General features: G+C 70.8%; 18 protein-coding genes. 10 read left to right on the top strand and 8 right to left on the bottom strand.

Annotated elements, in window-relative coordinates; all coding sequences use genetic code 11:
• Positions 1 to 120 precede the first annotated feature (120 nt).
• Positions 121 to 1,386 (top strand): FAD-dependent monooxygenase, encoded by a 1,266-nt coding sequence (locus AB0L60_RS09175; RefSeq protein WP_364609622.1) that lies wholly within the window; start codon positions 121 to 123, stop codon positions 1,384 to 1,386.
• Positions 1,387 to 1,590: 204 nt separating this feature from the next.
• Here AB0L60_RS09175 and AB0L60_RS09170 read toward each other — a convergent pair whose 3' ends face one another.
• Both AB0L60_RS09170 and AB0L60_RS09165 read right to left on the bottom strand, forming a co-directional pair.
• Complete coding sequence (locus AB0L60_RS09170; protein ID WP_364609619.1) at positions 1,591 to 2,460, bottom strand: MaoC/PaaZ C-terminal domain-containing protein; 870 nt, start codon at positions 2,458 to 2,460, stop codon at positions 1,591 to 1,593.
• Positions 2,457 to 3,815 carry a 3-oxoacyl-ACP reductase gene (locus AB0L60_RS09165; RefSeq protein WP_364609616.1) on the bottom strand — a complete coding sequence of 453 codons (1,359 nt, stop codon included), beginning with the start codon at positions 3,813 to 3,815 and terminating at the stop codon, positions 2,457 to 2,459. Before AB0L60_RS09165 ends, AB0L60_RS09170 begins: the two co-directional genes overlap by 4 nt.
• 204 nt (positions 3,816 to 4,019) lie before the next feature.
• Between AB0L60_RS09165 and AB0L60_RS09160 the strand changes: the two genes are divergently transcribed.
• Entirely contained in the window at positions 4,020 to 5,342 is a 1,323-nt protein-coding gene (locus AB0L60_RS09160) for an acetyl-CoA C-acetyltransferase (RefSeq protein ID WP_364609612.1), read from the top strand.
• Between the two features lie 152 nt (positions 5,343 to 5,494).
• Here AB0L60_RS09160 and AB0L60_RS09155 read toward each other — a convergent pair whose 3' ends face one another.
• Both AB0L60_RS09155 and AB0L60_RS09150 read right to left on the bottom strand, forming a co-directional pair.
• Positions 5,495 to 6,829: an ADP-ribosylglycohydrolase family protein gene (locus AB0L60_RS09155; protein WP_364609609.1), complete on the bottom strand. Its 1,335-nt coding sequence runs from the start codon at positions 6,827 to 6,829 to the stop codon at positions 5,495 to 5,497.
• Positions 6,826 to 7,266: a hypothetical protein gene (locus AB0L60_RS09150; protein ID WP_364609606.1), complete on the bottom strand. Its 441-nt coding sequence runs from the start codon at positions 7,264 to 7,266 to the stop codon at positions 6,826 to 6,828. The genes AB0L60_RS09155 and AB0L60_RS09150 overlap by 4 nt, the downstream gene beginning before the upstream one ends.
• A 234-nt stretch (positions 7,267 to 7,500) precedes the next feature.
• Here AB0L60_RS09150 and AB0L60_RS09145 point away from each other — a divergent pair, with 234 nt between their 5' ends.
• From AB0L60_RS09145 to AB0L60_RS09130, 4 genes are all read left to right on the top strand, one after another.
• A complete protein-coding gene (locus tag AB0L60_RS09145) occupies positions 7,501 to 7,989 on the top strand; it encodes a universal stress protein (RefSeq protein ID WP_364609603.1) in 489 nt (162 codons plus the stop codon).
• 169 nt (positions 7,990 to 8,158) lie between these two features.
• The gene (locus tag AB0L60_RS09140) at positions 8,159 to 9,277 is read left to right on the top strand and encodes an isochorismate synthase (RefSeq protein ID WP_364609600.1); all 1,119 of its coding nucleotides are present in this window, start codon (positions 8,159 to 8,161) and stop codon (positions 9,275 to 9,277) included.
• Positions 9,278 to 9,470: 193 nt separating this feature from the next.
• Entirely contained in the window at positions 9,471 to 9,641 is a 171-nt protein-coding gene (locus tag AB0L60_RS09135) for a DUF2613 domain-containing protein (RefSeq protein WP_354841234.1), read from the top strand.
• 46 nt (positions 9,642 to 9,687) lie between these two features.
• Positions 9,688 to 13,917 (top strand): alpha-(1->3)-arabinofuranosyltransferase, encoded by a 4,230-nt coding sequence (locus AB0L60_RS09130; protein ID WP_364609596.1) that lies wholly within the window; start codon positions 9,688 to 9,690, stop codon positions 13,915 to 13,917.
• Between the two features lie 37 nt (positions 13,918 to 13,954).
• Here AB0L60_RS09130 and AB0L60_RS09125 read toward each other — a convergent pair whose 3' ends face one another.
• Positions 13,955 to 15,106 carry an acyltransferase gene (locus AB0L60_RS09125; RefSeq protein WP_364609593.1) on the bottom strand — a complete coding sequence of 384 codons (1,152 nt, stop codon included), beginning with the start codon at positions 15,104 to 15,106 and terminating at the stop codon, positions 13,955 to 13,957.
• Between the two features lie 200 nt (positions 15,107 to 15,306).
• Between AB0L60_RS09125 and AB0L60_RS09120 the strand changes: the two genes are divergently transcribed.
• From AB0L60_RS09120 to AB0L60_RS09110, 3 genes are all read left to right on the top strand, one after another.
• Entirely contained in the window at positions 15,307 to 16,443 is a 1,137-nt protein-coding gene (locus AB0L60_RS09120) for a DUF3068 domain-containing protein (protein WP_364609590.1), read from the top strand.
• Between the two features lie 231 nt (positions 16,444 to 16,674).
• Entirely contained in the window at positions 16,675 to 17,991 is a 1,317-nt protein-coding gene (locus AB0L60_RS09115; RefSeq protein WP_364609783.1) for a polysaccharide biosynthesis protein, read from the top strand.
• 85 nt (positions 17,992 to 18,076) lie between these two features.
• Complete coding sequence (locus AB0L60_RS09110) at positions 18,077 to 19,945, top strand: hypothetical protein (protein ID WP_364609780.1); 1,869 nt, start codon at positions 18,077 to 18,079, stop codon at positions 19,943 to 19,945.
• A gap of 88 nt (positions 19,946 to 20,033) precedes the next feature.
• Here the strand turns inward: AB0L60_RS09110 and AB0L60_RS09105 are convergent, their stop codons facing one another.
• Positions 20,034 to 21,203: a glycosyltransferase family 4 protein gene (locus AB0L60_RS09105; RefSeq protein ID WP_364609587.1), complete on the bottom strand. Its 1,170-nt coding sequence runs from the start codon at positions 21,201 to 21,203 to the stop codon at positions 20,034 to 20,036.
• A 185-nt stretch (positions 21,204 to 21,388) separates the two neighbouring features.
• On the opposite strand from AB0L60_RS09105, the gene AB0L60_RS09100 reads away from it, so the two are divergent.
• Positions 21,389 to 22,216: a class I SAM-dependent methyltransferase gene (locus AB0L60_RS09100; RefSeq protein WP_364609584.1), complete on the top strand. Its 828-nt coding sequence runs from the start codon at positions 21,389 to 21,391 to the stop codon at positions 22,214 to 22,216.
• Here the strand turns inward: AB0L60_RS09100 and AB0L60_RS09095 are convergent.
• The gene (locus AB0L60_RS09095; protein ID WP_364609581.1) at positions 22,178 to 22,480 is read right to left on the bottom strand and encodes a hypothetical protein; all 303 of its coding nucleotides are present in this window, start codon (positions 22,478 to 22,480) and stop codon (positions 22,178 to 22,180) included. The genes AB0L60_RS09100 and AB0L60_RS09095 overlap by 39 nt on opposite strands.
• Positions 22,481 to 22,683: 203 nt before the next feature.
• Positions 22,684 to 22,887: a hypothetical protein gene (locus AB0L60_RS09090; RefSeq protein WP_364609578.1), complete on the bottom strand. Its 204-nt coding sequence runs from the start codon at positions 22,885 to 22,887 to the stop codon at positions 22,684 to 22,686.
• Positions 22,888 to 22,908 lie beyond the last annotated feature (21 nt).

Raw genomic sequence — 22,908 nt, 5'->3', positions numbered from 1 at the left:
GTTGCGGGCGGGCAAGTTCGGCGGGGCGTGGACCGGCGAGTCGGTGCGGACCGCGGAGTCGCTGGATCTGTCGGGGCTGGGGGCGGCCATGGCGGCCGCGGATCCGAGTCCGTCGCGTTCGTGTTCCTGCCGCAGGTGGAGCTCGAACCGGTGCTCGCGCAGGCCGCCCGGGAGCGCGGCGGCGACCTCCGATTCGGTACGGAGCTGGTGGAATTCGAGCAGGACGGGACGGGTGTCAGCGCGCTGCTGCGGGACGCCTCGGGTGCGCGGTCGCTGCTGCGGGCCGACTACCTGATCGCGGCGGACGGTGCGGGGAGTCCGATCCGCCGGGCGCTGGGCATCACCGGCCGGGAGCTGCCGCCGACCCACCACTATCTGAATGTGTTCGCCCGCACCGACCTCACCGGCCTGCTCGACGGCCGCGCCTTCAGCCAGTGCGAGATCACCGGCCCGGCGGTGCGCGGACTTGTGTTGTCCAAGAACAACACCGACGAATGGTCCTTCCACATCGAATACGACCCGGCCACCGAATCGCCCGCCGACTGGCCGGATGCGCGCTGTGTCGGGGCCATTCGCGCCATGGTCGGCGCGCCCGATCTCGACGTGCGGATCCTGGCCCGCAGCGCCTGGGACACCGGCACTTTCGTGGCCGACGAGTACCGCCGCGATCGAATCTTCCTGGTCGGCGATGCGGCGCACCGCCACGCGCCCTGGGGCGGCTACGGCGGCAATACCGGCGTCGCCGACGCGCACAATCTGGTCTGGAAACTGGCGGCCACCCTGGACGGGAACGCCGGTCCGGCGCTGCTGGATTCCTATGCGGCCGAGCGCCGCCCGCGCGCCGAGGTGGCGGTCGAGCAGTCGCGTCTGGGCACCGACTTCCGGACCCGCTACGGCATCGAAACCCCCGGCAATGCCGACGATCTGGCCCGCAGGCTGGATACGGCGACGGTGATGACCCGCTACCGCTATACCTCGACGGCTGTCCTCACCGCGCCCGGCACCGCCCCGCATGTCGCGACTCCGCAGAGCCGGACGGGAACCCGCCTCCCGCACTGGTGCGTCGACGCCGGCTGGTGGACCCCCTCCACCCTGGACCTGTGCGGCCCGGGTTTCACCCTGCTGGTCGCGGGTCCGGCCGGGGCGTGGCGCACGGCCGCCGCACAGGCACGGCGCGCCACCGGTATCGACCTGGCCGTGCACGCCCTGCCGGCGGCCGACTGCGCGACGCATGCCGGGCTGGCCGCGGGCGAGGCCCTGCTGGTCCGGCCGGATCACCACATCGCGGCCGGTCCCGATTCCGGGCTGACGCCGGACCGGCTCGGTGACGTGCTGACGCTGCTGGTGGACGGCAGCAGTGCGCCGATGCGCTCGCCCATCGCCTGACCCGGTCCGGAAATACAAGAGCCGCACACTGTTTCGGGCCGGATGTAGAAACCCCTGCGTGGCGACATCCGAATTCGAAACAGTGTGCGGCTCTTCACCCCCGTCGGGCGGACCGCCGGATGGCGGCCGCGCCCGAATCTTCGGGTGTCAGGCTCGACACTCCCTCGCACTGCGGGTTTTCGACCCTACCCGCGCGGCGAGGTTTCAGCGCAGCGTAGCGGTCAGGTGCGGGTAGCCCTTCTTCGGGTGTTTCAAGGACAGGTCCCACCCACCGGACACCTGGTCCGCGTACAGGTTCACCGTGGACGGCAGGAAGATCGGCTTGCCGAACTTCACCGCGTACGTGACCTGGTCGGGGATCCGGCCCTCGAGCGCGCCGAGCACGGTGGCGGCCGACCACATGCCGTGCGCGATCGGCTTCGAGAACCCGAAGGCCTTGGCGCCCAGCGCCGAGGTGTGGATCGGGTTGTGGTCGCCCGAGGCGCCCGCGTAGCGGTTGATCGTCTTCTGATCGACGCGCAGCGCGCGCAGCGGCGGGGGCGGGACCTCGTCCGGCTTGGGCTCGGGCTTGGGCCCGCCCGACAGCGAGGTGCGCTGCTGGTGCAGGAAGGTGGTGACCTGACGCCACACCAGCTCCCGGCCCACACTGATCTCGGTGACGGCGTCCACCAGCAGGCCCTTGGGGTGCTCGCGCAGGTTCTCGATGTGGGTCTCGAAGTCCAGCGGCTCGGACACCGAGATCTCCCGGCTGCGCTCGATGACGTTCTCCGCGTGCACCGCGCCCACGGCCACGAACGGGAAGTCGCGGGCGACGACCAGCTGCATGGCCAGCGGGAAGCTGAGCACGAACGGATAGGTCAGCGGCAGTGCGTCACCGAAGCGCAGGCCGGTGGCCCGGCAGTAGGCGGCGAGGTGGTCCGGGTCGACCTTGAAGCCCTCGAGCCGGACACTGCGGTCCGGCAGGGTTGGCTTGCGGGCCGACAGACCCGGCACCGGCAGCGCGCCCAGGGCGGCCTTGACGAACAGGCCGCCGTTCTTGGGCACCTCGGTGAGGTTGATGGTCTGCGTCATCATGCTCCGATCAGGGCCTGGCCGCAGACGCGAACGATATTGCCGGACACCGCGTTCGACGCCGGGGAGGCGAAGTAGGCGATGGTCTCGGCGACGTCCACGGTCTGACCGCCCTGCAGCAGCGAGGACAGCAGGCGCCCGCCCTCGCGGGTGGCCAGCGGGATGGCGGCGGTCATGGCGGTCTCGATGAAACCGGGGGCCACCGCGTTGATGGTGATGCCCTGCTCGGCCAGCTTCGGGGCCTCGGCGTTCACCATGCCGATGACACCGGCCTTGGAGGCGCCGTAGTTGGTCTGGCCGCGGTTGCCGGCGATGCCCGCGATGGAGGACACGTCGATGACCCGGCCACCCGCGCGGAGCGCGCCCGCCGCCACCAGGCCCTCGGTAATGCGGTGCGGCGCGGCCAGGTTCACGTTGATGACCGAGTTCCAGCGGCCCTCGTCCATATTGGCGAGCAGCTTGTCGCGGGTGATGCCGGCGTTGTGGACGACGATGTCGATGCCGCCGAAGCGCTCGGTGGCGAAGGCGGCCAGCTTCTCGGCGGCGTCGGCGGCGGTGACGTCGAGGGCGAGCGCGGTAGCGCCGACCTTGTTGGCGGTCTCCGACAGCGCCTCGCCGGCGGCCGGGATGTCGGCCACGATCACGGTCGCGCCGTCCCGCGCGAAGACCTCGGCGATGGTGGCGCCGATGCCGCGGGCGGCGCCGGTGACCACGGCGACCTTGCCCTCCAGGGGCTTGTCCCAGGAGGCCGGGGCGGTCGAGTCGTCCTTGCCGACCCGGAAGACCTGGCCGTCCACGAACGCCGACTTTCCGGACAGCACGAAGCGCAGGGTGGACTCCAGACCCGTTGCGGCCGTGGCGGCCTCGGGGTGCAGGTAGACCAGGTTGCTGGTGGCGCCGCGCAGCAGCTCCTTGCCGACCGAGCGGGTGAAGCCCTCCAGCGCGCGCTGCGCGATCTGGGCGTCGACCGAATCGGTGAGCTCGGGGGTGGTGCCGATGACCAGCACGCGGCCGGAGGCGGCGATGCTGCGCATGGCGGGCTGGAAGAACTCGAACAGCTGCTGCAGCTCCTCGATGGTGCGGATGCCGGTGGCGTCGAAGACCAGCGCGCCGAACTTCACGCCCGGGGTGACCGCGTCGACGAAGGTGTAGTCGCTCAGCAGGTTCCGCACGGCGTCGGCGACGCGGCCCTTGCCGCCCAGCAGCACCGGGCCCGGGAGCGCGGCCTCGCCGGCCTGGTAGCGGCGCAGCGTCTCCGGCCGCGGCAGGCCCAGTTTCGAGGCCAGGAACGCGCCCGGCGCGGAGTGAACGAACGATCCGTACAGGTTGGGAGCGCCCTTGCTCTTGCTGGCAGCCACGTTTCCTACCTTCTCTTGTGTGGGTGAGTGGTCCTCGCCCGCTCGGGCCTTGCGCACCGGCCTCGGGCGGTGTTGCACACATGTGCGGGGTACGGTGTCGACAATGAACTTACTCCAGAGTAAGTTTAATGTAAACCGAGTGGCGCGCATCCGCCGGGATTCGCGCGTGCCGGAAATCCCACCGACGAGACACTGGAGACTCGAGTGACCACCAAAGCCCGTTCGGCGAAGGCCGCGGCCAAGACCACCAAGCAGGCCCGCCCGGTTGCCATCCTCGGCGGTAACCGCATCCCGTTCGCTCGTTCCGACGGCAAGTACGCCCACGCGTCCAACCAGGACATGTTCACCGCGGCCCTGAACGGCCTGGTCGCCCGCTTCGGCCTGCAGGGCGAGCGCCTGGGCCTGGTCGTCGGCGGCGCGGTCCTCAAGCGCGTCGGCGAGCACGGCATGATCCGTGAGAGCGTGCTCGGCTCCACCCTGTCGCCCTACACCGCGGCCCATGACCTGCAGCTGGCCTGCGGCACCGGCCTGCAGTCCATCGTCACCGTGGCCGACGGCATCGCCCTGGGCCGCATCGAGAACGGCGTCGGCGGCGGCACCGACACCACCTCCGACGCGCCGATCGGCGTGAGCGAGGGCATGCGCGAGTGGATGCTCGACGCCAACCGCGCCAAGAAGAACTCCGACTACGTGAAGCTCGTCGGCCGGCTGCGGCCCTCGATGGTCGGCATCGAGATCCCGCGCAATGCCGAGCCGCGCACCGGGCTGTCCATGGGTGAGCACGCCGCCATCACCGCCAAGGAATTCGGCATCTCCCGCGAGGCGCAGGACGAGCTGGCCTACCTGTCGCACAAGAACATGGCCGCCGCCTACGACCGCGGCTTCATGGACGACCTCGTCACCCCGTTCCTGGGCCTGACCCGCGACGACAACCTGCGCCCGGGCTCCACCATCGAGAAGCTGGCCACCCTGAAGCCGGTCTTCGGCACCAAGCTGGGCGACGCCACCATGACCGCCGGCAACTCCACCCCGCTCACCGACGGCGCGTCCGCGGTGCTGCTGGGCTCCGAGGAGTGGGCGGCCTCGCGCAACCTGTCGCCGCTGGCCTACCTGGTGGACTCCGAGGTCGCCGCGGTGGACTACATCCACGGCCCTGACGGCCTGCTGATGGCCCCCACCTACGCGGTGCCGCGCATGCTGGCCCGCAACGGCCTGACCCTGCAGGACTTCGACTACTACGAGATCCACGAGGCCTTCGCCTCCGTGGTGCTCGCCACCCTGCAGGCCTGGGAGTCGGACCAGTACTGCAAGGAGCGCCTGGGCCTGGACGGCGCGCTCGGCAAGATCGACCGCGCCAAGCTGAACGTGAACGGCTCCTCGCTCGCCGCGGGTCACCCGTTCGCGGCCACCGGCGGCCGCATCATCGCCCAGACCGCCAAGCAGCTGGCCGAGAAGGGTGGCGGCCGCGCGCTGGTCTCCATCTGCGCCGCGGGCGGCCAGGGCGTCGTCGCCATCGTCGAGCGGTAGCTCGCCAGGGGCTACGCCCCTGAAAACCCTTGGAGGATGGGGGCATTGCCCCCAACCCCCGTTTCTGTGTTAGAGGGCGGTGCCCGGCCGGGACGACGGCCGGGCACCGTCCTCGCCGCTGTCGGGGACCACCGCCACGACCCGATTCGGCGTCAGCGCACCAGCTTCAGCGTGCGGCGGGCCAGGTCGGAGATGCGGGTTCTGTCGTAGCCGGCGACGCGGCTGTGGACGGTGTCATGGAACGGCGCGGTCCAGTGGGCGGGGATGGCGGCGGCCCCGGTGAGGATGCCCGCCACCGAGCCGGCGGTCGCGCCGTTGGAGTCGGTATCCCAGCCACCCTGGACGGTGAGGGCGATGGTACGGGTGAAATCGCCTTCTCCCCAGAGCAATCCGGCGGCGATGAGGCAGGCGTTGCCGATGGCGTGCACCCAGTTGTAGTGGGAGTGGCGGGTGTGGATGGCGGTCACGGCCCGGTCCCAGGACATGCCGCCGCGATGGTCGTCGGTGACCTCGGCCAGGGCCAGTGCCAGGCGGGAGCGGGCGGGGATGACGGCGTGCGCGACGGCCAGCGCCGCGGCGGAGCCGGGGGCGGTGAAGGCGGCGGCGATCAGCGCACCCGACCACATGGCGGCCCATAAACCATTGCCCACGTGGGAGATCGAGGCGTCGCGAGCCGCCGCGGCGGCCGCGCGGCGGGGTTGTCCGGGGTGGGTGTAGCCGTGGATGTCGGCGCGGATGAGCGCGCCGATCCACTCGCGGTAGGGGTTGCGGTGGGTGGCGGTGTCGGGCGGGGCGAAACCGTCGATGAGGTTGCGGTAGGTGACGCGTTCGGCGGTGTAGGTCTGCAGGAACGGCAGGCGCTCGAGCCAGAGGGCCGCGACGTCATCGGGGGTGAACGACCTCCCGTGCTGCTCCAGCAGATGCAGACCGAGAATCGGGTAGTCGACGTCGTCGTCGCGGGGGCAGCCGTCGATCCGGCCGAGAGTGGCCGTGTGCCAGGATCTTCGGTCATCGGCCTCGGGCGGCAGCGGGTCGGCGACGGGGACGTAGTCGCGCAGCGGATAGGCCCCGCTCGCCTCCAGATACCCGCGAATGCGTGCGGGCGTCCAGACGAAGCCGTTCTCCAGGGGTTTGCCCAGCGTGCAGCCGATACAGCGGCCGAGCCAGCCGCCGTGGATGCGGTCCAGCAGCTCCGGCTCGCGCAATGCTGGAATCGAATCCTCTTCGATGCCAGCCTGATTCGCGTGCCATGGCGCGTCCACCCATTCGGTGTAGGGCCAGTCCGGCAGTCGCGGAGCCCGCTCGACCCGATCCAGCAGCCGCCAGCAGGCCCCGGGAATCGTCTGCTCGGTGTGCGTGAGATCGCGCACTTCCTCCGCGAAATCGTCTACCGCGTAACCGGATTCGGCGCGCTGACACCACTCGTAGTACAGCAGGGCGCGTGGATCGGCCTCATGGTGGCCGAAGAAGGCCGACTCTATGGTCACAACACCGCCTGGGTGGCCGCGACCACCTCGGAGAGCAGGGGCAGGGATTCCTCGCGCTGCGGCGCGCGCGCCCACCAGCGGCCCTCATGGGTGTGACGGCCGAATCCGGTGGGCAGGATGACATTACTGCGATGCGGGCCGATGTCGACGCTGTTGCGCTCGAGCAGCTCGAGGCATTCGTCGGACGGGTAGCCGTCGAAGACCGCCAGGAAGGTGCGGCGCGGCGGCTTGTCGCGCACCAGCACCGGGCCGGCCAGACCGCGACTGACCAGTTCGTCAAGGATCAAGGCCCCCAACGGTTCCGGGGTGTTCAGCGCCGCGATGGTGTCGATCAGCGGTAGGACCACGAAGCCCGGTGTGGTCACATGCACGTGGGGCAGACCGAACAGGGAGCGGTACACACGCGCCCACTCCTGCGGGGTCGTCAGCTCGTCCAACCGCACAATCCACCCCTCGTCCGGGCCCTGCTCCAACGACGGCGATGTCGATCGTCGGCGAAAGCCGACGTTTTCAGTGAAAACCCGTCCCCCGCATCGCACCACCGGTTTGGGTGAATCGTGAGCGAACTGTGGAGAACTTGGGACGCGACGAAAGTTGCCAAGTCCACTGAACGGTCTGTTTCCGGGGTAGCCTCGGGGGTACAGCCAGGCGTTCCTACCAGGAGGTTCGTCATGCCCTGCGATTTGATGCTGATTGCCTACGACGGCTCCGAGAATGCCCGGCGGGCCGTCGAATACGCGGGACGGTTCCTGGCCGCCGACAGAGCCGTGGTGCTGACGGCGTGGGAGCCGATGGTGCGCCAGGCCGCGCGATTGTCGGGACTGTCCGGGGTGATGCAGCCGGAGTGGATGACCGACGACGAAATAGAGGACATCGCGCTGGTGGACGCCCGGAATATCAATGCCGAAGGCGTGCGGCTGGCCAAGCTGGCGGGCCTGAACGCCGAGGCGCGCACCGCCGAGTGCACCACCACCATCTGGAACGCCATCGTCGAGACCGCCGACGAGCTGAACGTGGACATCATCGTGGCGGGCACCCGCGGGGCCACCGGCATCCGGGCCCTCATGCATTCGAGCGTCGCCGACGCCGTGCTCAAGCACTGCCATCGCCCGGTGCTCATGGTGCCGCCGGGCCGCGAACCCGCCGAAAAACGGGCCTGACGCCGGGAAACCCCGGACGGCCGGGGTCCACGCGCCCCCGGCCGGAGCGGGTCATTGCGGGAAAGATGCTGGGCCGCACCGGAATACCCGTACCTGCCCGCCGGCCGGGTGAGAGATGCGTCGCTCCCCGGTCCGGGCCGTCCGGCCCCGGGTCTATCGTCAAACCATCATGGACGGATTTCTGCTCGCGACGCCGGACGGTGTCGTACGCACCTCTGGCACCCGTGCCGCCTTCGATTCGGCGGCCGCCGCGAGCGGGGCGCTGCGGTCCGGGGCAGCCGGGCTGATCGTGGGCGCGCTGCCGTTCGATCCACGCCGACCCGCCGCCCTGGTGACGCCCGAGCAGGCCGCGCACACCGCCGGACCGTGGCGTCCGGCCGCTCTGCCGGACCTGCCCGAGGTTCGGATCGTCTCCGAAATCCCCAGTGCCGCAGAGCATGTCGCGCGCGTCACGAGACTCGTGGAGCAGCTGGGCGATCCGGGGCAGCCGCTGCGCAAGGTGGTGGCGGCCCGGTCGCTGCTGGCCGAGGCACAGGCCCCGCTGGAGCCCGAGGTGATCGCCGCGCACCTGGTGACCCGGCATCCGCGGGCCGCCGTCTACGCCGTCGACCTGTCGGCGGCGGGACGTCCCGGCGACACGCTGCTGGGCGCGACGCCCGAGGTGCTGATCTCCCGGCACGGCCGCGCGGTCGCCCTGCACCCGCTGGCCGGCACCCTGCCCCGGCTCGCCGATCCGGAGGCGGACGCGGCCCAAGCCCGGGATTTGCTGGCCAGTGCCAAGAATCGCGACGAGCACGCCTTCGTCATCGACTGGATCCGCGAACTGCTGACACCCGTCTGCGCCGAGCTGACCATCCCCGACGGGCCCGAACTGCTGTCCACGCCCGAGGTCTGGCACCTGGCCACCCCCATTCGCGGCGTGCTGCGCGATCCGGCCACCACCGCCCTGGACCTCGCGGTCCTGCTGCACCCCACCCCCGCGGTCTGCGGCACTCCGACCGCCCTGGCCCTGGACGCCATCGCCGACCTCGAGGGCGACCGCGGCTTCTACGGCGGCGCGGTCGGCTGGTGCGACGCGGCCGGCAATGGCGACTGGTTCGTCGCCATCCGCTGCGCGGAACTCGCCGCCGACGCCTGCTCCCTGCGCGCCTTCGGCGGCGGCGGCATCGTGGCCGCCTCCGACCCGCACACCGAACTCCACGAAACGACCGCCAAGCTCCGCACCTTCCTCGGCGCGCTCACCCGCCTCCCCGAGACTTCTGCGCACGGCTGGGAGCCGAAGCGTTGAGCACGCGTGCCGACGGTGGGGAGCCGAACCCTTCCGGAGGTCCCAGGCGAGTCACCCCGGCCGTCACGAAATCAGTCGTCACCATGGCCTACGACAACATGCCCGCCGAAGGCTCGGGGTTGTGGGGAGTCCGAGGGGCGAAACCTGCTAGGTTGGCCCGGTTACGCATGCGTCCGATGTTGGGAGTACCGCGATGAAGTTTGCCGTTCCTGGTGCAGCGAGTGCTGTCGGTGGAGCCCTGGTCGGGCTGGCGGCGGTCCTGGTCATCACAATGGCGGCTTCGCAGGACAAGCGGCCCGAGATCGATCGCAGCGGCGAGGCGGGCTCGTCGCTATTGAACAACGTTGAGTACGGCTCACGCTGACCGGACGACCTCCGAACCAGGCCAACCCGAAGACGCACAGTCCGATGTGACCGGTCCGGGCGAGGACCGGTCTCCGACGACACTTCAGGACTCTGCCGGCACGGCCCCGCTGGGCCGCCGCTGGCTGCTCGGCAGTGTCATCGCCGCCTTCCTGCTGACCTTCCTGCAGGTGCCCGGGCAGACCGTCGCCGATACGAAATACGATCTGGCGCAGAATCCGCTGGGCTTCCTCGCCCGCGCCTCCCATCTGTGGAGCAGCCAGGCCCCGATGGGGCAGGTACAGAACCAGGCCTACGGCTACTTCTTCCCGCACGGCGCGTTCTTCTCGCTCGGGCATCTGCTCGGCCTGCCCGGCTGGGTGACCCAGCGCATCTGGTGGGCGCTGCTGCTGCTCGCGGGATTCTGGGGCATCATCCGGCTCTGCGAGACCCTTGGCATCGGCAGCCGGGGCTCGCGGGTGATCGCGGCGGTCGCGTTCGCGTTCTCGCCGCGCGTGCTCACGACGCTCGGCTCGATCTCCTCGGAGACGCTGCCGATGATGCTGGCGCCCTGGGTGCTGCTGGCGCCCGCCGCCCTGGGCGTGGCGATGCGGCGCCCCGCGCGGCGCGGCATGACGACTCCCGCGGGCAGCGCCCTCGCCCTCGCGCTGATGGGTTCGGTGAACGCGGTGGCCACGGCCGCGGCGTTCCTGCCCGCGGCGCTGTGGTGGTTGTCCTACCGGCCGAATCGAGTGTGGTGGCGCTTCACCCGCGCCTGGATTCCGCTGCTGGTGCTGGGCACCTTCTGGTGGGTGGTGCCACTGCTGTTGCTGGGCAAGGTGAGCCCGCCGTTCCTGGACTACATCGAATCCTCCGGCGTGACGACGCAGTGGGCCTCGCTGGGCGAGGTGCTGCGCGGCACCGACAGCTGGACCCCGTTCGTCTCACCGGAGCGCATCGCGGGCGCGGTACTGGTGACCCAGCCGGCGGCGGTGCTGGCCACCGGCCTGCTGGCCGCGGCGGGCATGGCCGGTCTGGCCATGCGGTCCATGCCGAATCGCGGTCGGCTCGCCCTGATCCTGATCGCCGGACTGGTCGGCATCTGCGCGGGTTACGCGGGTGAGCTGGGCGGGCCGTTCGCGGAACAGGTGCGGATCTTCCTGGACTCCGGCGGCGCGCCGCTGCGCAATGTGCACAAGCTGGAGCCGCTCATCCGGCTGCCGCTGGTGCTGGGACTCGCGCATCTGCTGAGCCGGGTGCCGCTGCCCGCTTCGGTGCCGCTGCCGGTGTGGCGCAGGGCCTTCGCGCATCCCGAGCGCGACCGCATGGTGGCGGTCGCCGCGCTCGTCCTGACGGCGCTGACGCTGTCGACCTCGCTGGCCTGGACCGGCAAGCTCGCCCCGCGCGGCAGCTACGACCGGGTCCCGGCGTACTGGCAGCAGACCGCGGATTGGCTGGCGCACAATGCCTCCGACACCCGGGCGCTGGTGGTGCCGGGCGCGCCGTTCGGCAGCCAGGTGTGGGGTCTGACCCGCGACGAGCCCCTGCAGGCGCTGGCGAGCACCCCGTGGGCGGTGCGGGATTCGGTGCCGCTCAACCCGCCCGGCGCGATCCGCGCCATGGATTCGGTGCAGCGGCTCATTGCCGACGGACGGCCGTCGGCGGGGCTGGCGGCGACACTGGCCGGGCAGGGCATCGGAATCCTGGTGCTGCGCAACGACCTCGACCCGGAGACCTCGCGCTCCACCCGGCCGATGCTGGCCCACCGCGCGCTCGACGGCTCGCCCGGATTGACGAAGGTCGCCCAGTTCGGGAATCCGATCGGGACCGCCAGGGTGGAGGGCCTGGTCGCGGACGGCGATCTGCGCCCGGAATACCCGGCGATCGAGATCTATCGCGTCGGGTCGACCGTGCCCGGCACCCCCGCCCAGGTACGCAGCGGTGTCGGCGCGCCGACGTCGTTCCCGGGGGCGTTCACCGTCCCGCTGGACAGCGTCCCGGTGATCCAGGGCGGCCCCGAGGTGGTGGAACGGCTGCGCCGCAATCCCGCGGCGCCCGCCGGGCCGGCCGTGCTGGCCGCCGACGCCGCCACCGCCGGACTACCGGTGGACGGGGTCACCATCACCGACACACCGATGGACCGGGAGACCGACTTCGGCCGCGTCGACAACCACAACTCGGCGCTGCGGGCCCCGGGCGACGCCCGCCGCACCCACAATCTGGTGCCGGACTATGCGGTGCCCGGCACCCAGCCGGTGGCGGGCGAATGGTCCGGAGCGACCATCACCGCCTCCAGTTCCGCCGGTGACGCCACCCAGCTGGGCGGTGCCGCGCCCGGCAGCTCGACCGCGGCCGTGGTGGACGGCGATCCGGCCACCGCGTGGATCAGCAATGGCGCCGAACACGCTGTCGGGCAATGGCTCCGGCTGGATCTGGACAAGCCGATCAGTTCCGCGGTGCTGCGGCTGACCACCAGCGCGGCCGCCATCGGCAGCCCGGTGAAGTGGGTGGAGGTGGAGACCGCCAAGGGCACGGTGGCGGCCCGCATCACCGAACCCGGTACGCCGGTGGCGATCTCGCTGCCGCCGGGCCGCACCGACTGGATCAAGATCACCGCCGTGCACACCGAGGACGGCAACGCCGGCGGCCAATTCGGGATCAGCGAACTGAGCCTGGACGACTACGCCGACCGCGAGAACCCGGTGACCGTGGACATCCGGCACCGCACGGTACTGCCGCCCGCCCCCGCCGGCGCGCAGGTGCGCGGCTGGGACCTGGGACAGGAATTCCCCGGCCGCAGCGCCTGTTTCGACTCCCCCGACCGCGTCCGGTGCAGCAAGGGCCTGGCCCTGGCCGCCGAGGAGCCGGGCCTGTTCGAACGCACCCTGCGGGTGCCGCAGCCGGTGACCGCGTCCCCGGACCTGATCGTGCACACCCGTCCCGGTCCGGCGCTGGAGGCGCTGCTCACCGATCAGGACCGGCCCATCGCCCGCGGCCGCGCCGATGTCGGCGACCCGCGCGGCTCCGCCCTCGCGGCCACCGACGGGGACCCGCGCACCAGCTGGACCGCGCCCGAGACCACCGTCCGCAATCCGGCGGGCCCCAAACCCACACTCACCATCGAACTTCCGGCCCCGGCCCTGGTGACCGGCCTGGAGGTGACGCCGTCGCGCGGCGATCTGCCCGCGCACCCCACCTCCGTCTCGGTGAATCTCGGCGACGGCCCGCAGGTGCGCACCGTGGATCCGGATTCCGGCGCGACCAGCCGGGTGGATCTGCACCCCTACGTCACCGATCGCATCGAGGTCAGCATCCAGACCTGGGACGGCGTACTCGACCGCACCGCACTGGGTTTCGCGCAGGAGCAGCCGCCCGGCCTGGCCGAGGTGAACGTGCTGGGCCCCGACTACCCCGCCCCCGCCGATCCCGACCGGCTCCTCACCATCGACTGCGCGCACGGGCCCACCATCGCCGCCGCGGGCCGCACCCTGCACACCACGGTGACCGGCACCGCCGCCGAATTGCGTTCCGGCGCACCGCTGCCCGCCACCGTGTGCGCGGCCGACGCGAACAGCGCCGACGATGCGACGAGCGAGAGCGGCTTCGACTTCCCGTCCGGCCGTGTCGATGTCGCGGTCGCGCCGACCGAACTGTTCACCGTCGACGAACTGCGCCTGAACCGCACCCCGGCGCTCGCTCCGGTGGCCGATCCGAACGGCAGCACCGGCACGCAGGTGCTGGTGCTGCCGCTGAGCACCAATGTCGGATGGCAGGCCAAATCCGCCGACGGCCACACGCTGCGGCCCGTGGTGATCAACGGCTGGCAGCAGGCGTGGCTGGTGCCGGCCGGAACCGAGGGCCCGATCACCGTCGCATTCCCCACCGATCGCTGGTACCGCCTGGCCATCTTCGGCGGCCTGCTGTTGCTGATTCCGCTGATCGTGCTGGCGTTCCGGGGTGCGCGCTCGCTCGTCCGCGACGATGGGCCGCGGCCGCGCACCTGGCGCAGTCGCACCGTCGCCGGGCTGGGACTGGCCGCGGGGGCCGGTCTCATCGCCGGACCGGTCGCCCTCGTGCTCACCCTTTTCGGCCTGATGGCCGACCATCTCCGGCCGCAGGTGCTGCCGCGGGCGCTGGTGGCGATCGCGGCCGGCGGTACCGCCATCTCCGCGGCCGCGCTGTCGACCGGGCCCTGGCGTTCGCTCGAGGGCTATGCCGGCGGTTCGCTGTGGGTGCAGTTCCCGGCGCTGGTCGCGGTGATCGCGGTGGGGATCGCTGCCCTGCCGCCACGCCGCTGAATCAGCGTGCCGCCCCGCCGCTGAATCGTGCTGCCGCTCAACCGAAGCGGCGGCGCGTCCACTGCCGGACGGGTTCCTCGACGAGGGCGTAGCTGGCGGCCGCCAGCGGCAGCGTGAACGCCACGGTCAACAGGTAGACCACCACGAAATGCCCGTGGAAAGGCACGATGCCGAATACCGGGAAGATGATCGACAGCACGGCCAGATGCCAGATGAAGATGCCGTACGACCAGCGTCCGAGCGTCGCGGCGACCCGCCCCTCCAGCACCCGGTGCCGCCGATCGGGACGCAGCACCAGCGGTGCCAGCAGGCCGAACCCGATGACCGCGCCGAGCGCCATCTTCATGACGTACTGCCACGGCTGCCCGTGCACGAGACCCGCCGGACCCGCCAGATCGGTGGCCGCCAGCAGCATGGCCACGAACGCGAGCGGCCACATCAGCCACTGGTTCCCGGCCACCCGCCGCCAGCGCGGGGCGGGCAGGTCGGCGAGTTCGGCCAGCAGCATGCCCGCCGTGAACCAGGGCAGATAGCCCGGCAGCCAGTTGTCGGCGTGAATGCCCTCGGGCGTGGGCACCGGCAGGAAGTTCCAGCCCAGGCACAGCAATCCCAGCCCCAGCACCACCGGCACCCGCAGCCGCGCCCGCTGCCCGCGCAACCAGACCAGGGCGAACGCCAGCAGCGGAAGCACAAGGTAGAAGGCGACTTCCACCGAGAGGCTCCACATCTGGGTGAGACCGTCGGTCAGGGTGAAGGGCACGAACACCTGCAGCAGACCGAGATTCGACAGCCACACGCGCAACCCCGCGGTATGTGCCGCGCTGGGCAGCAGGATCAGCACCACGCCCACGACCACCCAGTAGGCGGGCAGGATGCGGGCCGCGCGATGCAGCAGATATCGTCCGGCGCTCGGGGCGCGGCCCTGTCCCCTGGCCGCAACGGCGTGCGGGCGCCACAGCAGGAATCCCGACAGCGCGAAGAACACCGCGACCGCCATGTCGAATCGCTCCCATACCCGGCCCAGCACCGGCTGTCCGGTGGCGCCGGTCTGGAAGGCCACGTGGGTGAGCACCACCCCCAGCGCCGCCAGCGCACGCATGCCCTCGAGCGCCGGAACGAAGCGACCCAGACGGGCCGCGGGCGGCTCGGCCGGGATCGGGTTCGTCTCGGGATTCAGGGTGGTCGTCATCGCGCCCCAGTCTGCCCTGTCGCCGTTCGCCCGAGCGCCCGGCCGCCTCCGCACGACTTCACCGGGCGGCTATTTCGGGGAGTTTTCCGGCCTCGGCCACACTCTGGGACCGCTCGGACTGTTAGTGTCTGGGCTCACGAGTGCTGCGCGGCGACCGCAGTACTGGAGGAAACACGTGTTCGACGACGAGGAGAACCTGCATGGCACTCAGTGCCGGTACCAGAAGGACGGTGGCCTGCGTACTCGTGGGGCTCGGTGCGATGCTGCTCGTCGCCGCGATCATGGTCCCCACCTATACGGTCAGTCGGCTGGCGAAGACCCCGCTGGACCTGGAGATCACGACCGTCGCGACCAATCCGCAGAACGGCGCCCCCAGTGAGGTGCTGGACTCCAAGTCGCTGACCTCGGGAACGGGCTCGGCGAAGGTGGACCAGAACGTCCCGCTCGTCTCGCAGCGCTTCCTCACCGTCGAAGACCCGTCGGACGCTTCGAAAATGACCATCCAGGCCGGTCAGACCCTGCGCCGCACCGACAAGCAGGGCGACACCGGCCTGCTGACCGCGACCATCGACCGCGTCACCGTGGACCGCAAGACCGGTGAGCCGGTGGAGTCGGTGGACGGCGGCCCCAACGGTGCGATCGCCGTGACGGTCGACAAGAAGGGCGAGAGCGTGATGGACCCGGTGCAGCACACCGGCCTCCAGTACCGCTTCCCGATCGGCACCGACAAGAAGACCTACCCGTACTTCGATCTGAACGTGCGCAAGACCTACGACATCAACTATGTCGAAGAGACCGAGATCAACAATCTGAAGGTCTACCACTTCCAGATGGCCGTGCCGGTCACCGATCTCTCCACCGTCGCCAACTCGCCGACCAACAAGCTGACCCTGCCCGCCGAGAAGTGGGGCGTGGAGGGCGACGGCGACGTCACCATGGCGCGCTTCTACACCAACACCCGCGACCTGTGGATCGAGCCGCAGACCGGCACCGTCATCAAGGGCCAGGAGCAGATCCACCTGTTCTACGCCCGCAGCGGTGACAAGCCCGAGGTGACCGCCCTGAAGGCGACCCTGGTGTTCGACGAGAACACCATCGAGTCGCAGATCTCGGTGGCCAAGGACAACATGGACAAGCTGTCGCTGTACGGCCGCATCCTGCCGATCATCCTCGGCGTCCTCGGCCTGGTGTTCCTGATCGTCGGCCTGCTGCTCGGCTTCCTCGGCAAGAACGGCAACGGGCGCGCCCCGGTCCGCCGCGTCGCCCCGGCCCCGTCCGGCGGTCCCGGCAACTTCGACGCCCCGACCCAGCAGATCGACATGAACAAGAAGCCCTAGCGGCTCCCGGTTCACCGCGGCCCAGCACCTGCGAAGGTGCTGGGCCGCTTCCGTTTCCGCCCGAGGCGCTGCTGAGAGTCCCGCGCTCGCCGGTGCCGGCGGCACCGGGTCGGGAGCGCGGCGCAGGGGTGCGCGGGCGGGGTGGCCGAGACGGATGGGAGCATTGCGGGCGTGCCCGTTGTACGCCGTCTGCCCGTGGTCAAGGACCTGACCTTGGTGACGGCGGGGGCGATGACCGCGAATGTGGCGGGATACCTGCTGCAGCTGCTCGCCAGCCGATGGCTGGGGGTGTCGGGATACAGCTCGTTCGCGAGCCTGCTGGCGGTGCAGATGCTGTGCGCGGTGCCCGCGCTCGCGCTGCAGAACGTGGTCGCGCGGGAGGTGGTGCGAGCTGCACCGGTGCGCGCCGCGCGAGAGTTGACCGCGCGCTGCGCGGGCCTGGTCGCGGTGGTGGCGCTGGTGCTGGTTCCGGTGGTCGGCGCGGTGCTGAAGGTCGGCGTGGCGGCATCGGCGGGTGCGCTGTTTTCCGCGCCGGCCCTGGTGCTGCTCGCGGGCGAGCAGGGAATTCTGCAGGGGCGCAGCCGGTTCCGAGAGCTGGCCACCGTACTGGGCGGAGCGGCGATCGTCCGGGTGACGCCCGCCCTGATCGTGCTGGCCTGCGGTTTCGGTTCGGCGCCCGCGCTGTGGGCCGGCGCCGGTGGTGCCACCCTGGCGGCGATCGTGGCCCGCCGGATCGCCGATCGCGCGCTGACCGGCCACGCCCGCGAGGCCGACGCGATCCGGCCGAACGACAGCGACGGCAACACCCCCGGCTCGCCGACTTGGTCGAGTCCCGCTGTCACCGAGGAAGTTCCGGCCGCAGCCCCGATCCCGGGAGCAGATTCCGGATCCGCGGCACCGCGCCGGACGGCGGCCTCGAGCCTCGGCGTGGCGGCGGTGTTCCGGGCCGTGCAGGTGCAAGCGGCCTTGACCGCTTTGTCGGCGGCGGATCTGCTGGTGTCGCGAATCATCCTGGACGAGAACGACGCCGGGCGCTACGCGCTGGGGGCCATTGCCGCGAAGATCGCGTTCTGGCTGCCGCAGGCGGTCGGCGTGGTGCTGTATCCGAAGATGGCGCAGCCGCAGCACTCCGTACGCGCCGTGCGGTCGGCGCTGGCGGTGCTGGTGGGTATCGGGGCCGTCACGGTCCTCGGGGCGGCGGTGGCCGCACCCCTGGCCCCGTTGTTCGCGGGGCGCGACTACGCACCGATCGAGGGACTGCTGTGGCTGTTCGCGCTCGAGGGCGCGCTGCTGGCCGTCCTGCAGGCCGCCCTGCTGTCGGCGATCGCCGCCGACCGGACGGCACCGGCCGCTATCACCTGGGTCGGGCTCGGCGTGGGGATCGCGGTCATGCTGTCCTGCGCGCACTCGGTGCTGTCGCTGATCGTCATCGCCACGGCGACGGCTGCCCTCACGACGCTGGCGATCACCGGTCTGGCCCTGCGCGGCGCGCGCGACGAGACCGAGAACCCAACGCGGGTCCCCGAACTCGGGCCGAACGGAACGTAGGGTGCCCGGTGTGAGTTCGCAGGGTCGGGAGCGGGGTTGGGTCAGGCTGGTACCCGCTGGGTACAGCCTGGTGCTCGCGCTGATCGTGCTGGGGCCACTGCTCGGGTCCGGATACCTGCTGCTGCGGGACGCGGTCAGTACACCGCGGTCATATCTCACCGATTCCGCACTGGGGCTCGGCGATGCCGCCCCGCGCGCCGTGCCACAGGACGCGCTGATCGCCGTCGGATCGACGGTGGTGGACGGCGGCCTCCTCGTCAAAGCGATGCTGCTGACTGCCCTGTGGCTGGTCGGCTGGGGTGCGGCCTCCCTGGCCCGCGACCTGCTCCGCGTATCGCTGGGCCCGCAGCTGGTGGCGGCGACCGTCGCCATCTGGAATCCCTATGTGGCCGAGCGCCTTCTACAGGGCCATTGGAGCCTCCTCACCGGCTATGCGGCGCTGCCCTGGATCGCCCTGCTCGCCACTCGCTTACGAGCGCGGGGTGCGACCGCCGCTCGGGCGGACAGGCTCGGTACGTGGGCCGGGCTGGCAGGGTGTCTCGCCGCGGCGGGGCTCACTCCGACCGGATCGCTGCTCGCGGGGCTGGTGGCACTACTGCTGGTCGGCAAACGAAATCTGCCTGTCACGGCGGCACTGTGGATCCTGTCGGCGGCCCCGTGGCTGACAGCGACGGCACTGTCGGGTGCGGGCGCGGAACCCTCGGATCCGGCGGGCATCGCCGCCTTCGCAGCCCGCGCGGAACCGTGGCTCGGCACCCTCGGCAGCCTCGCCGGTCTGGGCGGCATCTGGAACAGCACCGCCGCACCCGGGTCGCGCACAACCTTCTTCGCGCTGGTCGCAACCGTGCTCCTGCTCGCTCTCGTGGCAACCGGCGTACGCGCGGTCCTCGACGCGGGCACGGACTCCAAATCCCGTTCAGGCGCGGCGGCCCACAACCTGGATCGCACCGACGTACGGCCGGACGACCCGGCCGAACCGGGCAGCGTGCCGGATGGTGAATCTTCCCAGGACCCGATGCACGACGAGGCGCGGGTGGCGCGGCGGCGGCTGGTCTGGCTGGCGGTGGCGGCGATCGTGCTGCCCGCGCTGGGGGCGACCGGGTGGGGGTTGTCGGCGGGTGAGTTTCTGGTGACGAGGGTGCCGGGGGCCGGGCTGCTGCGGGATACCCAGAAGTTCGTGGCGCTGGCCGTTCCCGCGTATGCCCTGTGCGCGGCCGCCGGATGCCGGGTGGTGGGGCGCTGGATTCCCACCGTGGTCGTGGATGGTGTGAGCGCCGCGTCGCCGCGGGCGCGAACCGGCGGGGCGGCAGTGCTTTTCCTCGCGATCGTATTACTCACGCTGCCGGATCTGGCGTGGGGAGTCGGGGGCGCGCTGCGGCCGGTGCACTATCCGGCCGGATGGCAGCGGGTGGCCGGCGCGGTCGACGCGCCGGGTGATGTCGCGGTGCTGCCGGGCGGGATGTTCCGGAAGTTCCGGTATTCGGGCAGTGCGCCGGTCCTGGATCCGGCTCCGCGCATGCTGAAGCGAGATGTGCTGCAAACCGGTGAACTTCCCGTGCGCGGCGGCGTGGTGTCCGGCGAGGGCGAGCGGGCCCGGAAGGTGGAGAACCTATTGTTGCAGGGCGGTTCCGCGAACCGGCTGGCCGAGCTTGGGGTCGGCTGGGTGCTGGTCGAGGGCGGTACGCCCGGGCCGATGGGTGAATCGAAAACTACTCTGGCGCAGTTGAATCCGGTCTACGCCGACCCGGATGTGCAGCTGTACCGGGTACCCGGCGATATCGCCGCTCACGACGCGTCGGCCGCGCACCGCCGCCTGTCGGGCGCCGCGCATCTGCTGTGGGCCGCGCTACTGGCCAGCGGATTCCTCACCGCCGCAATCCATTCCGCTACGCGGCGGTCAGTCCCGCGGGAAGCCGAGCGCGAATCCCACCCCGATCACGACAATGCTGACTAACGCAATGACGAGAATGATCCACATGCCTCGATGCTATGAACCGTAGGAGAACCACGTCGCAGCTTTGCCGAATTGCGATGCCCGCGAATCACACTCGCGCGGGCGCGATCAATCCGCTCACTCGCTCGCCGCGCGTCACCGCGGACAGCACCTCGTAGACGCCGTTCCCGGTCTGTTCCCAGGAGAATTCCCGCGCCCGCGCCCGCGCCTTCTCCCCCAGCACCATCCGGGACTCCGGATCGCCGAGCAGCTCACCCACGGCCTCGACGAGCTGGGCCGGATCGTCGACCAGCAGCCCGGTCACGCCGTCCACGATGGAGTCGGTAAGCCCGCGTGAACTGCGGTACCCGACAGTGGGCACCCCGTGCTGGGCCGCCTCGATGACCGCCAGCCCCCAGCCCTCCTTGCGGGAGGGCAGCACATGCACCCAGGCGCGGCCCAGCAGCCGATGCTTCTCGTCCTCGTCGACGTGGCCGTGGAAGGTGACCGCGTCGGCGATCCCGAGCTCGTGCGCATGGACGCGCAGATTGGGGGCCCACCAGCCGTCGCCGACCACGTCGAGGTGCAGGCCCGGGATCCGCCCGCGCAGCCCGGCCACCACGGCCATGGCGTCCTCGATCTGCTTGTGCGGCACCAGCCGCGAGAGCACCACGATGCTGGGGTGCGCGGTGCGGGTGGCGTCGTCACCGGCCGGTACCCGCGGGGGGATCGGTTCGGCGCCATTGCGCACCACCGCGATCCGCGTCCCGGCCACCCCGAGCGCGGTCAGCTCCTCGGCCGACGGCAGCGAAACCGTCAGGTACTGATTGCCGCGGTGCACACGCGGCGACAGCCGCGATTCGATCCACCAGCCGATCCGCCCGACCAGCCGCCCGGCCACCGGCCACTGCTCGCGGTGCCCGTGATGCACGAGTACCACGGTCGGCGCGGCCGTTGCGGCCCGGGCGAAGAAGGGGATGCCGTTCTGGGTGTCGATGACCGCGTCGGGCCGCAACCCCTTGAGCGGGCCGATCCCGAGCCGGCCCAGCGCGATGGCCGCCAGCGCCCGCGGATACACCGTGAACCGCCCACCGCCCCGGCTGATCTCGATGCCGTCGATCGACTCCCGCCTTGCCGCACCCGGATAGCCCGCGGTCCGCAGCGTGACCTTGACACCGCGCGCGGCCAGCTGTGCCCCGACCTGCTCCAGGTACCGCTCACTCCCGCCACCCTGTGGATGCCCGGTGTCGCGCCAGCACAGCAGCAGCACTTCACGCACGGGCGGATCTCCAGGGGGTCAGGGTCGGTCGGGGACAGGCAGACAGTGGGCTCCACCATATAGCCCGCCCGCCCGTTCCGGGCCAGCAGCGGTCATCCGACCTGCGCGTGCCGCGAATCGATGCCGGGGTGCGAGGTTGCGAGCGGGTGTCCGGGCCGGTGCGCGGCTGTGCGAAACTTGCCGCCGTGCTTCGAGCCGATCAGACCAGACCGCGCCGCCCGCGATTTGCCCGCCGGGCGACGCTGCGCCGGTCGCTACGGCTGCTGAGCAGTTTCCGGTTCGAGCAGACCGATCCGGCCGTGTTCTACGGCGGGGTGGCGGCCGATACCGCAGATCTGGTGTCGGACTTCTACCGGGATCTGACCGGGAAGTCGCTGCGCGGGACGATCGTGCTGGATGTGGGCGGCGGTCCGGGCTATTTCGCGGAAGAGTTCGGCCGGGCGGGGGCCCGCTATCTGCCGGTGGAGCCGGATCCGTCGGAGATGCACGCGGCTGGTCTGCGGGTCGCGGGCTCGGTGCGCGGGTCGGGGATGGCGCTGCCGTTCCGCGATGACGTGGTGGAGGTCTGCATCTCCTCGAATGTGGCCGAGCATGTGCCGCAGCCGTGGGCGATGGCCGCGGAGATGCTGCGGGTCACCAAACCCGGTGGCCTCATGGTCTTTTCGTACACGGTGTGGCACGGGCCGTTCGGCGGCCACGAGACCGGGCCGTGGCATTACCTGGGCGGGGAGTACGCGGCGCGGCGGTATCGGCGCCAGCACGGGCGGGAGCCGAAGAACCGTTTCGGGCATTCGCTGTTCGCGGTGCGGGCTGCCGAGGGCGTGCGGTGGGCCCGCGAAACTCCGGACGACATCAGGATTCTCGCGGTGTTCCCGCGCTACCACCCGCGCTGGGCCTGGTGGATGGTGCACGTCCCGGTACTGCGGGAGCTGCTGGTCAGCAACCTGGTGGTGGTGGCGACCAAGCGGCCGCGGTCAGCTTATGGAGAATCGTCGCCGCCAGATCCGGCGTAGGCCGGTGCAGGGTTCGGGTTCGCCCCACGGTGACTCCTGGGTAGCCAACCCGACCGTCTCCAAGGCGGTCAGCCCGACCTGACCGGCGAGGGCGTTCACGGTGGCAACCGCTTCGGCCGCCTGTAGTGCGGCGGCGGCTTGCTCGGTGGTCAGGGTCCGGCCCGGCAGGAAGGACACCACCCAACCGCCTGCGCCGACGCTTTTCGCCTGATGCGGCGTGAGATCACTGGTCATCAGCGATCTGCCGACCACTTGCACCGCCATGACTCGGACTCCCCTGTGCGGTAACGGTTCATGAATCGAGCGAGCTATCCACGGTAGCTATAAAGCATGCTCGCTGCGGCTGCCGAATGCAATAGTGCGTTCGGCGAAAAGCGAACCAACAGGTCGGAATTCGATATTGCGGACTGCTACCAGTTTGCCACAAGGATGCGGAATGGCTTGCACCCCTGCACAACCAGAGCGGATCAGTCCTCGGGCAACTGGAGTCGCAGGACCGGTCGTCCCTTCCGGACCGTCGGATAGGTCGCCTCCACCACCTCGACGTGCCACCCCGGCGGCAGCACCCGCTGCAACTGACCCGCAGCCCGCTGCATGGCAGTGCTGACACCCGGTGAGTCGACATCGGACAGCTCACCGAGCAGGAAGTCGTCGAGGCGCACATCGGACATGCGGGGATCTACCTTTCGAAG

The organism is Nocardia sp. NPDC051981 (assembly GCF_040680715.1).
GTDB lineage: Bacteria > Actinomycetota > Actinomycetes > Mycobacteriales > Mycobacteriaceae > Nocardia.
Note: the sequence above shows the minus strand (reverse complement) of the source record. Positions and strands in the feature narration are given on the sequence as shown.

Coding starts and splice junctions, on each gene's coding strand:
- AB0L60_RS09170 (WP_364609619.1), bottom strand. CDS start 2,460: ATGATGACGCAGACCATCAACCTCACCGAGGTGCCCAAGAACGGCGGC.
- AB0L60_RS09145 (WP_364609603.1), top strand. CDS start 7,501: ATGCCCTGCGATTTGATGCTGATTGCCTACGACGGCTCCGAGAATGCC.
- AB0L60_RS09140 (WP_364609600.1), top strand. CDS start 8,159: ATGGACGGATTTCTGCTCGCGACGCCGGACGGTGTCGTACGCACCTCT.
- AB0L60_RS09135 (WP_354841234.1), top strand. CDS start 9,471: ATGAAGTTTGCCGTTCCTGGTGCAGCGAGTGCTGTCGGTGGAGCCCTG.
- AB0L60_RS09125 (WP_364609593.1), bottom strand. CDS start 15,106: ATGACGACCACCCTGAATCCCGAGACGAACCCGATCCCGGCCGAGCCG.
- AB0L60_RS09120 (WP_364609590.1), top strand. CDS start 15,307: ATGGCACTCAGTGCCGGTACCAGAAGGACGGTGGCCTGCGTACTCGTG.
- AB0L60_RS09115 (WP_364609783.1), top strand. CDS start 16,675: ATGACCGCGAATGTGGCGGGATACCTGCTGCAGCTGCTCGCCAGCCGA.
- AB0L60_RS09095 (WP_364609581.1), bottom strand. CDS start 22,480: ATGGCGGTGCAAGTGGTCGGCAGATCGCTGATGACCAGTGATCTCACG.
- AB0L60_RS09090 (WP_364609578.1), bottom strand. CDS start 22,887: ATGTCCGATGTGCGCCTCGACGACTTCCTGCTCGGTGAGCTGTCCGAT.